This is a genomic window from Mesorhizobium sp. M7A.F.Ca.US.011.01.1.1 (assembly GCF_003998295.1).
GTDB lineage: Bacteria > Pseudomonadota > Alphaproteobacteria > Rhizobiales > Rhizobiaceae > Mesorhizobium.
Genome location: NZ_RZRT01000101.1, coordinates 1 through 11208 on the forward strand (window position 1 = coordinate 1; position 11208 = coordinate 11208).

Genomic DNA, 11208 nt, shown 5'->3' on the forward strand with positions numbered 1-11208 from the left:
TGCCAAGCGAACAGTCGAAACCGTCTGTGACGCCATCGGCCAAATCCTCGGCACCGTCACGTCAACCGAATGCCGAAATTACTTCACAGAGGCAGGCTATGCCCAACCTAAATTCATCCCGCTCTAGAGCGGACAGTTGGTTTTCGGATCGCTCTATCTTCGCAGGGGTGTCACGAACCCACGGTACGTCGATTTGGTTGCGGCCCGGTCAAATGTCGGCCAGAGGAGGCCTCGTGGCGCATGAGAAAACGCTCTATGGCGCGGATGATCGCGATCAGCAGCAGATTGATCACGAGGTAGAGCACGCCGGCAATGGCAAAGATTTCGAAGATCGCGAAGGTTTGGCTCATCAGCCGCTTGGCGTAGCCGGTGATCTCGAGCACCGTGATCGTCGAGGCAAGGCTGGTCCCCTTGACGACGAGGATGAGCTCATTGCCATAGGCTGGCAGCGCCTGGCGGATGGCGAGCGGAAACTCGATGCGCCGGAACCGCAGCATGCGCGACATGCCGCACGCCTGGGCAGCTTCGACGAGGCCAATCGGAACCGACATCAATCCGCCGCGCAGGATCTCGGACGTGTAGGCTGCGGTGTTCAGCGCAAGCGCCAGCACGGCGCAGCGCGCGCCGTCACTAATCAACCACCACAAAACCGCGTTGTCCTTGATCAGGGAAAGCTGGCCGAGCCCGTAATAGAAGAGAAAAATCTGCACCAGTAGCGGCGTCCCACGAAAGACATTGGAGTAATATTTGGCGAAGCCCGACAGGAAGCGGTTCGACGATAGCCGCATCAGCGCCAATCCCAGACCAAGATTGAAGCCGATCAGCACCGAAACGGCCGTCAATATCGCCGTCATCCCCAGGCCTTTGAGCAAAACCGGAACCGCGAGTTGGATGAGTTCCATCGTGCTACTTTCTTGTCCGGAGCCTGAGCAGGCGCTCGATTCCATCGAAACCGGCCTGGCTTACAAGCGTGATGACCAGATAAACGGCAGCCGCAATCAGGTAGAAGATGAACGGGTGGCGGGTGGAATTGGCGCCAATGAATGAAATGCGCATCAATTCCTGAAGGCCCACCACCGAGACCAGGGCCGTGTCCTTGATCGTGGTCTGCCAGACATTGTTGATGCCGGGAACCGCGATGCGCAGCATCTGCGGCGCGATGATGCGGCGAAAGATCCGCCCGCCCGATAGACCGAGCGCGCGCGCGGCCTCGATATGCCCATCGGGGATCGCGCCCAGGGCCCCGCGCACAACCTCGGTCGAATAGGCGCCGGAGATCGCGCCGATGGCGATGACCGCGATGACGAACGCATAGCCGCTCTCCGCGACACCGGCATAGCCGAAGGCGGTCACGACCTTGGTCACGAATTCAACCGAACTGAAAAACAACAGGTAGATGATGAGCAGTTCGGGCACGCCACGCACGAGCGAAGTATAGGCATCAACGAGCAGCGAGAGCGGAAATATCCGGGCCCATTTGATCAGGCCGCAGACAATGCCGATCACCAACCCGGCGGCCATGCTGACAAGACCCACAAGGATCGTTATCGACGCGCCACGCAGGATGGCGGTCACCCAACCCGCTTCCCAAACCTGCCAGAGACCGAATTCCATCTGCGTTGCCCTAGTCTGTCGTGCCAATGAAGCGCATGCGCCCGGCGGTCCGGGCGCATGCGAGGTTTCCAACGCGTTATTTGCAGGACCGGGAAATGTCCGTCTTGAACCATTTTTGGCTTGCCTTGCCGACCGAGCCGTCCGCGATCAGCTCGCAAAGCGCCTTGTCGATCTTGGCCTTGAGGTCGGTGTTTTCCTGCGCGATGCCGACGCCGATGCCTTCACCAAGCGTCGGGTCGAAGGTGCTCTTGATCTCAACGCCGACCAACTGGAAGTTCTTGCCATCGGGCTTGTCCAGAAAATCCTGCAAGGCGGACTGATCGGCGAAAGCCGTGTCGATACGGCCGCTCGCCAGGTCGATCTGCATCTGGTCGAGCGTGTCGTAGGTTTTCAGGTCGGCATTGGGCGCACGCTTCTCGAGGAAATGCGCGTGGGTGGTGCCAGCCTGCACGCCGACCTTCTTGCCGTCGAGCGACTTCAGCAGCGTGTCGACGTCGGTGATGGCGGCCAGATCAGAACCCTTGGCCGCGACGAACATGTTGGCCAGTTCGGCATAGCCGACGCTGAAATTGATCTCCTTCTTGCGATCGGCGGTGATCGACATGCCCGAGATGATGACGTCGAAGCGCTTGGCCTTCAGCGCCGGGATCAACCCGTCGAACGCCTGCACGACGAAATGGCAGGTCACCGCGACTTTGGTGCACAGCAACGCGCCGACATCGGCGTCGAAACCGGTGACGTTGCCATTGGCGTCGGACATGCTCCATGGCGGGTAGGCGCCTTCCGTTCCGATGGACAACTCGCCTTCGGCCGCCAATGCGCTTCCCATGCTTCCCGCGAGACATGCGAGCAGCGTCAAGAATTTCAGTTTCATGTCAGTTCCCCTTGTTGATCTTCATTGCGGTTGTCCGGTGCGAACCGGACGCTTCGAGGATGCGGGCTTCCCTCACAGTGTCCGTGCCAGGAATTGGCGCAGACGCTCCGAGCGCGGGCTGCCGAACAGCTCCGCGGGCGCACCCTCTTCCTCCACCTTTCCCTGGTGGAGAAACAGAACCTTGTGGGAGACCTCGCGCGCGAACTGCATCTCATGTGTCACGAGGATCATGGTGTTGCCTTCCTCCGCCAGTTGACGGATCACCCGCAGCACCTCGCCGACCAGTTCGGGATCGAGCGCCGAAGTCGGTTCGTCGAAGAGGATGACTTTGGGACGCATCGCGAGCGTGCGCGCGATCGCGGCGCGTTGCTGTTGGCCGCCTGATAACTGGCCCGGATAGTGGGCGTGCTTGTCGGCGAGCCCGACTTTCTTCAACAAGGCGTGCGCATGTTCGACGGCCTTGTCGCGGGGCTCCTTCAGCACGTGCCGGGGCGCCTCGATGATGTTCTCCACCACCGTCATGTGCGGCCACAGATTGAAGTTCTGGAAAACCATGCCGACGCGCGCACGGATGCGTTCGACCTGCGCCATGTCGGCAGGCCCAAGACGGCCGTTCGACAGCGGCTTCATCTTGATGACTTCACCGTCGATGGCGACCTTGCCGCCATCAGGCTGCTCCAGAAGATTGATGCAGCGCAGGAACGTGCTCTTGCCCGAGCCCGACGAGCCGATCATGGAAATGACTTCGCCGGCATGGGCGGTGAGGTTGACGCCCTTCAACACCAGAAGCGAGCCGAAGCTCTTGTGAAGCTCGTCGATCTGCACGGCCGGCGTGGCGATGTTCGCTTCGTCGGCGGGCGCCGTGTCGGCCGCCACGGCGGGAATTGTTGGCGGCGTCTGTTCCCTGCTGAGGGCCGCGTCCTGGGTTACCTCGACAGTCCGCAGGTCCGCCAGCGCCCGGTCGAAATAGCGCAGGCTGCTGGACAGGCAGGTGCGCCGCCAATCCGGATCATCGGGAATGAAGGCAGCGCGCAGCGTGTCCCGGATCCGCTTGCCCAGGGGCGAATCGAGTTTCCCGAACTGATGCAGCCAGTTGTCGGCCTGCACCGCTTCCATGACGGCCGGGCCGTCCAGCGTGCCGCATTCGACGACAAGTGGCAGCACACGCGCATTCGGCATTGCCTTGCGCACGGCGTCGGAAACATAGCCGGTCGCCGTTGCTGCGATGCCGGTGTCGGTTTTGGCACCCTGGCCTGTCAGGACTGTCGCCAGCGTCGGCCCGAAGATGGATTTGCCCCAGGCAAGGCCGTCATGCTCGGAATTCGCCACAGAAAGCAGAGCCGGATAAGCGTAAGGCCCGGCGCCGGTATGCAGGTCGAAGACGATGACCTGGCGTGCTGCGCCGGCGAAGGTCTTCAGGATTTCGTTCAAGGTGCGGTTCGACCAGGCCGGGCCGCCACCGCCGTAGAACATGCCGTCGGCGAACTCATACTGGCCGGCCTCGACGATCGCCGCCAGCCCGGCATGCCCAAGCCTCTTGCGCGCCACGGCGAGCTTCTCGTCGGCCGCTACGCGATCCGGCCCTTCCCATTCGCGATAGGCCACGGCGTCGTGCAGGCCGGCATAACCGTTGTTGACCGGAGTGCTCGAAGACCAGTCGACGAAGTTGCGGTTGAGGTCGACATTGTCTTCGTTGACGCGCCGCGACCAAGCTGTGCCCCAGGGATTGATGAGGTGGATGGCAAGGATCGCCGTATCGTTGGGTAAGCGCCGCAGGTTCTTCTGGCCGAGCCAGGCGGTCTGGCAGGTCGAGCCGAACGGCCCCTCGACACCATGCGTGCCGGAGATGAGCACGATCAGCTTGCGCGCATCGCGGCGGCCAAGCAGCGCCACATCCGTCGCCAGCGTCTCGCCATCCGGGCCGTTCAGCGGATGGACATAGTCAGACAGTTCCGCGCCCGCCCGCTCAGCGGCTTCGCGAAATCCCTGACGCAGGGTGGCGAAATCAAAGGCATAGGCTGGTGCCGGCTCATCATGGCGCATGGTTGATCCCACGGGACGGCTGGCGGTTGCGGTCAATCCGTTCATTCCCTGTCGTTCCACCGTGGGCCTATTCATCGTTGTGATCGCTCGCGTTGTGAGGTGGCAATCGGCGCTCCTTGCCGGAAAGGAATGGCCTGGAGGACCGGACGAACCAGGCGTCGGAGGGAAGCACCTTGTCGGGGTTCATGATCGATCGATCGTCCAGGGCTCGTTTCACCCGCTCCATCGCGAAGAGCTTCGTCGGATCAGCCGTCGCCAACAAGGAATGGATGCGTTTCGACCCAACACCGTGCTCGGCCGAAAAGGAACCGCCAATCTCTTGCAGTTGTTGATACAGGACGCCCTCGACAGCTTCCGCCATGTCAGGCGCCAGCGGCCCCTGGCGGTTGAGGATGATATGCAGGTTCCCATCGGCCAGATGCCCGAAGATATAGGGCGCCAGACCCGGTTCGATCGCGGCGAGCCCGGGCAGGATTCTTCCGAGATAGGCCGGAATTTCCGACAACGGCACCGACACGTCGAAGGACGGCGCATCGGGATGGGCGCGATAAAGCACACTGGTGTCCTCGCGCAGCCGCCACAGGTCGTCTTCCTGCCGCCGCGAACCGGCAATGATGCCGGTTGCTTCGGGATAGCGTTCCATCACTTCCGAATAGATGCGCTCGAAATCCTCGCGCAACGCCTCTTCGCGCGCGCCGCCAAGCGACAGCAGCAGGAACAGCGGCTGGTCGAGCGGCACGCTCGGTTCGGACCATTCATGCGCGGCGGCGGCCAGGCTGAAATACGAGGTCCACATCGCTTCCGCCGCGCGCAGATGCCCAGCATCCGATTCAAGCGCCAGGCGAATGGTCTGCAGAGCCGCTTCAACCGACGGCAGGCCGAAAAGGGTGGTGGCGGTGGCTCGCGGCGAAGGGTCGAGCTTGACGACCACGCGGGTCACAATGCCAAGCGTGCCCTCGGCACCGATGAAAAGATGCTTCAGATCGTAACCGGCGGAATTCTTCACCACCCGGGTCAGATCGGAATAGACCGATCCGTCGGCCAGCACGGCCTCCAGGCCAAGGACGCGGTGACGCATGACCCCGTTGCGAAAGGCCATCACGCCACCCGCATTGGTGGACACCATGCCGCCGATCGTCGCCGAGCCGCGCGCGGCAAGATCGATACCGGGCTCCAGCCGGTGCTCAAATGCGGTAGACTGCAAAGCTTCGAGGGTAACACCGGCACCGACGACCGCCACGCGTTCGACGGGATCGAGCCGCTCGATCCGGTTCATGCGTGCTAGGGAAAGAACGATCTCGCCCGGCCGCGAAACGCTGCCGCCGACCAGGCCGGTCCGCCCGCCCTGCGGCACCATGGGAATCTCGTTCTGGCGGCAAATGCGCACCACCGCCGCGACCTCGCCGGTCGATGAAGGCGCAACGACGATGCCGGCGCCGCAATCAGTCCCGTTCGAACCAAGCTCGATCGCCCCGATATCATCACCGGTCCGCACATTGGAGGCGCCAACGACATCGCGGATCGCGGCGACAACCGACAACGGCACCGCTTGCTCGATGCAGGTCGTTTGGCTGGGAGACGCGAGGCTGCTCATCGCGCCGCCAATCCCTGAAGTCCTGTGATCAGCCGGTCGTTGTCGGCCGGCAAGCCGATGGTGGCGCGCAGATAGTGCTCGTAGCCGGCTTCGCGCCACGCCTTGACGATGATCCCCTGCTTCAGGAGACCCGCCGCAAGGCTCGAACTGTCGCTCCTGCAGTCGAAAAAAAGGAAGTTTGTCTGCGACTGCGCAACCCCGAAGCCAAGGCCGGCAAGTGCGGCGGCGGTGCGTGCGCGCTCGGCCCTGACGCGGCCCGCCGACGCCTTCATCCAGCTTTCGTCGGCGAGTGCCGCGATGGCGGCGGTCTGCGCCGCCGCATTGACGTTGAACGGCGTCTTGGCGGCTGCGATCACTCTTGCCAGTTCGAGGCCGGAACAGACAGCATAGCCAACGCGCAGCCCCGCCAGCCCATAAGCTTTCGAAAATGTCCGCAGCACCACATAATCGATGCTGGTGTCGCGCAGGACCTCGATCCCGTCGGGCGCGCCGGGATCGGCGAATTCGAAATAGGCTTCGTCCAGGACAAGAAGCGTGCCGGGCCGCACGGTGGCGATCAGCCGCTGCAGGCTGGGGTGGTCCAGACCCGGCCCGACTGGGTTCCAAGGCGAGGATATGAAAACGATCCGAGGCTGGGCGGCGATCGCCGTCTCAAGCGCGGCAAGATCGAACCCCATTTCGGGTGTCATCGCAATCTTGACGACATCGGCACCGGCCGCCAGCGGCTCTATCTCATGCAGTCCGAAGCTCGGCACCGTCGTGACGACCGAGGCGCCCGGCACCAGGACGGCGCGCGAGATGGCGGCGATCATCTCCTCGGAACCGTTGCCGGCAACGATCAGGCCGGGATCGATCGCCAGTTTTTCGCCAAGCGCCGACCGCAGCGCCGTGCAGGCCGGATCAGCATAGCGCCATGGCTCGAAAGCTGACGAAGCCAATGCGGCCATGACGGCGGGAGAACACCCATGCGGATTCTCGTTGCTGGCCAGCCGGGCGATATCGTGGCGGCCACTCAGCGCCCGCGCCATCGCGATGTTCATGCCGGCATTGTAGGGCGGCAAGGCGGCAACATATGGATTGAGCGGCAGGCTCGACGCTGGTTTGACCGACTGTTCCAAATCCCAATTTCCGTTTCCCCGCACCCGCACGCGGCATTATGACTTGTCAAATATCCAGAACGACTGATCCGCGCGGCTTCGAGCAGCACAGCAGCACTTCGCCGGTCCCAAGCTCGTCCAGCGGTTCTTCGAAATAGGCGACGTCGCCCGAGACCAGCCGCGACTTGCATGTGCCGCAGATCCCGGCCCGACAGCTGAATTCCAGCAACAGACCCTGGTCCTCGGCGAAGTCGAGCAACGATGCGGCCGAGCTATCCCAGACGGCCGTCAGCCCCGACTTCCGGAATTCCACGGTTGTCGCTTCCCCGGCCGGCTCGACCCTTGCCGGCTGCGCCGGAACCGCGGGAGCTCGCACGACATCGGGCTCAAGCACCGTCGCCGGGCCGAAGAATTCGTAGGCAATGCGATGCTTCGCCACGCCAAGCTCGCGCAGCATGGCGTAGATCGCCTGCATGAACGGCGGTGGACCACAGAGATAGAAATCATAGTCATCGATCGGCAGCAGGCGCTGCAGCACGTCCCGCGAAATCACACCTTCGCTGTGGAAGCGTTGCTCGGCCTTGTCGCGCTCGGAAGGGGACCGGTAGCAGTAGTGCGCGCTCAGGCTAGGCCGTGTGGCTACAAGGCCGGTCACCTCGTCACGCAGGGCATGCACACCGCCGTTTTCGCAAGCGTGGATGAAGACGGCGCGGCGGTCCGGCATCGAAGCCAGCGCATGCAGCATCGACACCATCGGCGTCAGCCCGACACCACCGCTGAGCAGCACGACCGGTCGGTTGCTGCCCTTGTCAAGCACGAAATCGCCGCGCGGCCCTTCGGCCTGAAGCACATCGCCGACCTCGATCCGGTCATGCAGGAAGCACGAGCTTACCCCGTCGGGCAGCCCTGGCGCGGGTGCTGCCTCACGCTTCACGCTGATCCGGTAGCGGGTGCTGTCGGGGGAACAGGAGACGCTGTAGTTGCGCAGCACATATCCCCTTTCGCCGGCTGCCTCCCGCGTTACCGGAATCCGGAACACCAGGAACTGGCCCGGCTCGAAGTCGCGCCAGTCCTGTGGATTGACCGGTTCGATATGGAACGACGTGATGATGGCGCTTTCGCGCACCTTCGCGACCACTTTCAGGTCGCGAAACCCGCTCGTTGCGATGGTGTCGCGAGCGGTGAATGCGTTCATTCGGCAGCCGCCAATTGCTGGCTCTCGCTGGCGATCAGCTTGGCCAGGTTGCGGCGAAAGCGCAGCGGTCCGACATCGATCTTGAGATCGAGATTGGGCGTGCGCTTGTTGGCCATGCCTTTATGCACGGCATTGAGCACGGTGCGGTCCTCGTCAAAGGCGCCGCGCACGGAGGTGGCGAACTGGCGCGAAACCTCCAGATCGTCGGGGGCGAAATTGCGCATCTGGAACCAGTAGTATTTCGTCTGGTTTTCATCGACCGGCGTCATGAAATTGTAGCTGTCCATGAGGAACACGTCCTCGTGCAGCGGCTTGTCCTCGCCGCCGGTGCGGGCCGGCACGAAGATCGCCTTGATGATGGCGTTGGAGGGGTAGCGCACCTCGTAGTGCTGCTTGCGGTCGCAATTGCCGGAGAATTTGAGGAAGGGTGCATAGAAGGGAGCCGGCGCGGCATCGACTACCCAGCGCCACACCGTCACGCCATCAGCGCCCACGGTGGTTTCGAGCGGCGCATCCTCCATGGCCTGGACACCGCCGAAGGAGGATTGATGGACCCACGATACATGCGAGGGGTCGAGCAGGTTGTCGGTCATGTAGAGGTAGTTGCAATCGAGCGCCATGGACTCGCCGCGATTGACGCCCCACGCCGGATCGCCCCAGTGGTCGACCGCGAAAATCAGCGCGGGATCGGCCTTTGCCGCCTCGCCCATCCAGACCCAGAGCAAGCCGTAGCGCTCAGCGATCGGATAGGAGCGGACGCAGGCAACATGTGGTATTTTTTCCGCGCCTGGCACCCGTGTGCAGGTTCCCGTGCTGTCGAAGGTCAGGCCGTGATAGCCGCATTCGACAGTGTCGCCTTTGATGCGGCCCATGGACAGCGGCAGCTTGCGGTGAGGGCATGCATCTTCAAGCGCCGCCACCACGCCATCGGTCCGGCGGTAGAGTACAATATCCTCGCCAAGTATCCGGGTTGGCACCAGCCTGTCGGCGACCTCATGGTCCCATGCGGCAACGTACCAGCAGTTTCGAAGAAACATAGCGTCCTCCCGAGCTTGTGAACGTTTAAACCAATATCTTGCGGGCCTGGGACGACATAGGGCTTGCATCTGCGTTCTATTTTAGAAAAACTAAATCAAGCTGACCCCAGGATCGTTGCCCAGGTGAAGAAGACGCCCCCACTTCGTGCGATACAGGCCTTCGAGGCTTTCGGAAGGCGTGGCAGCGTGACGGCAGCGGCCAACGAGCTCGGCGTCTCCGTCGGCGCGGTCAGCCAGCAGATCCGCAAGGCCGAAGAGGCCCTGGAGGCGCGGCTTTTGGAACGGCGCGGCAGGAGTGTCGCTCTTACCGCGCTGGGCCGCGTTTACCACGCAGCGGTTTCCGTTGGCTTAGAACACATTCGCGAAGCCCAGGATCTCATCGAACGAGCCCGGTCCGCGGACACTTTGACCATCTCCTGCCTGCCGTCCTTGGCCAGCAAATGGATCGGACCGCAATTGCTGGATTGGCAGGTTGCCCACCCAGGCGCGACCGTGCGGCTGGTCGGCGCCGAGACGGAGCCAAGGCTGGGCGCCGAACAAGTCGACTTCCGTATTTCGTACGGCACGAAATATCGTGATTTCGAGCACTACACCGAATTGTTCACAGACTGGGTGGTACCGGCCTGCTCGCCAACGCTGCTGGCGAAACATCCGGTCGGCAAGCCCGCCGATATTCTCGATCTGCCGCTTCTCAGCATCGAATGGGCCCGCGATCACCGCTCGCCGCCGACATGGGCGGAATGGGCCGCAACCATCGGCGAGGTGCACCGCAGAACATCCGGCGAAGTGGCCTTTTCCCTGTCGAGCGCGGCGATTGATGCGGCGGCCAACGGAAGGGGCTTTGTGCTGGCGCAACTGTCGATGGCCGGCGACGATATCGCGTCGGGCAGGCTCGTCGCTCCGTTCGACAAGCGGATCAGACTGCCGGAACCCTATTTTTTGGCTTGGGATCGGGCTATACTGGAGAAGTCCTTTGGTCCTGAGTTGCGAGCCTGGATTGTTTCGATTTCCAGGCAACTGGGTGCAACCTTAGCAGGATAGTCGAACACTGATCTGGAGATGCTGCGGCGATAGAGCCGAAAAATGAAACATGGAAGGCACGAGTGTTTCGCGCTTCCGATTGGGACCAGTCTTTTGATCGCCAGCGCAATTTGGTGAGCCAGTCAGATAGCGACGCTGGTAGACCGAAGGACCACCCCATGAGCTTTGGGGCTGTCGCGTGCGGGTTGATAGCGGCGAAGGCAGGGATGATGTCCTGCCAAGGAAGATGAATGGCGAGCCGACAGCCACGTCGCCCACTTGCCAGGGCGTGCAACCATTTTCTTCGCGGTGTTGGGCCGATCATTGGACGAGAGAGCGCGCGCTGGACCGAGCTCTCCACCGGGCCAGCCGGCATCTATTCGCGGTCGGGCCGGCGTGACCGGTGGAAGCTCGGGAATTGGCGGGCAAGGCTGCCGTGCGTTGGATTCGCTGGTCACGGCATACTGGACCGACATTTGGCGTCTGTTGTGCAGTGGCGGGGCACGCCACCGTTCAGCGCCTGTCGAATGCAAAACGACCTCCGGCGGGCGTGCCAGACGTCAATTGTGCGGACCGTTGGCTAGGAGCGAAACGGCAGGTTCCCCGCATTAGAGCGGGATGAATTTAGGTTGGGCATAGCCTGCCTCTGTGAAGTAATTTCGGCATTCGGTTGACGTGACGGTGCCGAGGATTTGGCCGATGGCGTCACAGACGGTTTCGACTGTTCGCTTGGC

General features: G+C 62.5%; 9 protein-coding genes. 1 reads left to right on the forward strand and 8 read right to left on the reverse strand.

What is annotated here, in order from left to right; all coding sequences use genetic code 11:
- Positions 1 to 170 precede the first annotated feature (170 nt).
- The 8 genes from EOA13_RS35525 to EOA13_RS35560 form a co-directional block, all read right to left on the reverse strand.
- On the reverse strand, positions 171 to 902 hold the full coding sequence (locus tag EOA13_RS35525; protein ID WP_127297830.1) for an ABC transporter permease: 732 nt from the start codon (positions 900 to 902) through the stop codon (positions 171 to 173).
- 4 nt (positions 903 to 906) lie between these two features.
- Positions 907 to 1614, reverse strand: a complete 708-nt coding sequence (locus EOA13_RS35530) for an ABC transporter permease subunit (protein ID WP_127297831.1) — start codon at positions 1612 to 1614, stop codon at positions 907 to 909.
- Between the two features lie 76 nt (positions 1615 to 1690).
- Positions 1691 to 2488 (reverse strand): transporter substrate-binding domain-containing protein, encoded by a 798-nt coding sequence (locus EOA13_RS35535; protein WP_127297832.1) that lies wholly within the window; start codon positions 2486 to 2488, stop codon positions 1691 to 1693.
- 72 nt (positions 2489 to 2560) lie between these two features.
- Positions 2561 to 4576, reverse strand: coding sequence for a DUF2817 domain-containing protein (locus EOA13_RS39495; RefSeq protein ID WP_127297833.1), 2016 nt, complete (start codon positions 4574 to 4576; stop codon positions 2561 to 2563).
- 22 nt (positions 4577 to 4598) lie between these two features.
- Positions 4599 to 6125, reverse strand: coding sequence for an FAD-binding oxidoreductase (locus tag EOA13_RS35545; RefSeq protein ID WP_127297834.1), 1527 nt, complete (start codon positions 6123 to 6125; stop codon positions 4599 to 4601).
- Entirely contained in the window at positions 6122 to 7243 is a 1122-nt protein-coding gene (gene hisC / locus EOA13_RS35550) for a histidinol-phosphate transaminase (RefSeq protein WP_127297835.1), read from the reverse strand. Before hisC ends, EOA13_RS35545 begins: the two co-directional genes overlap by 4 nt.
- Positions 7244 to 7289: 46 nt before the next feature.
- A complete protein-coding gene (locus tag EOA13_RS35555) occupies positions 7290 to 8417 on the reverse strand; it encodes a 2Fe-2S iron-sulfur cluster-binding protein (protein WP_127297836.1) in 1128 nt (375 codons plus the stop codon).
- Positions 8414 to 9454, reverse strand: a complete 1041-nt coding sequence (locus tag EOA13_RS35560; protein ID WP_127297837.1) for an aromatic ring-hydroxylating dioxygenase subunit alpha — start codon at positions 9452 to 9454, stop codon at positions 8414 to 8416. The genes EOA13_RS35555 and EOA13_RS35560 overlap by 4 nt, the downstream gene beginning before the upstream one ends.
- A 123-nt stretch (positions 9455 to 9577) precedes the next feature.
- Here EOA13_RS35560 and EOA13_RS35565 point away from each other — a divergent pair, with 123 nt between their 5' ends.
- The gene (locus EOA13_RS35565) at positions 9578 to 10495 is read left to right on the forward strand and encodes a LysR substrate-binding domain-containing protein (protein ID WP_127297838.1); all 918 of its coding nucleotides are present in this window, start codon (positions 9578 to 9580) and stop codon (positions 10493 to 10495) included.
- Positions 10496 to 11208 lie beyond the last annotated feature (713 nt).